The sequence below is a fragment of the Bradyrhizobium cosmicum genome (assembly GCF_032290525.1).
GTDB lineage: Bacteria > Pseudomonadota > Alphaproteobacteria > Rhizobiales > Xanthobacteraceae > Bradyrhizobium > Bradyrhizobium cosmicum_A.
The window spans coordinates 1-265 of sequence record NZ_JASXTA010000279.1 but is presented as its reverse complement, the minus strand read 5'-3'; the positions used below and the strand labels follow the sequence as shown (position 1 = coordinate 265).

Below are 265 nucleotides of genomic sequence, written 5' to 3'. Positions count from 1 at the left end.
CGGCACCACCGGATTGAGCGCCGTCATCGGCTCCTGAAAAATCATCGCCATCCTCGTGGCGCGCAACTGCCGCAGGCGCTTGTCGGTGGCGGTCAGCAGTTCCTCGCCGACCAGCTTGACACTGCCGCCCGAGGGCACCAGCGCGCCTTTCTGCAACAGCCCCATCACGGTCAGCGACGTCACCGATTTGCCGGAGCCGCTTTCACCGACAACGCAGAGGGTTTCGCCCTCGTGCACCTGTAAGGAGACGCCGTCAATGATGCGC

The 265-nt window shown here is 64.5% G+C and carries 1 protein-coding gene; it reads right to left on the bottom strand.

All coding sequences use genetic code 11. The features are described from left to right. Window positions 1–265: ATP-binding cassette domain-containing protein (locus QSV46_RS39960; protein WP_314964127.1), on the bottom strand; the 265-nt coding region annotated here is incomplete at both ends.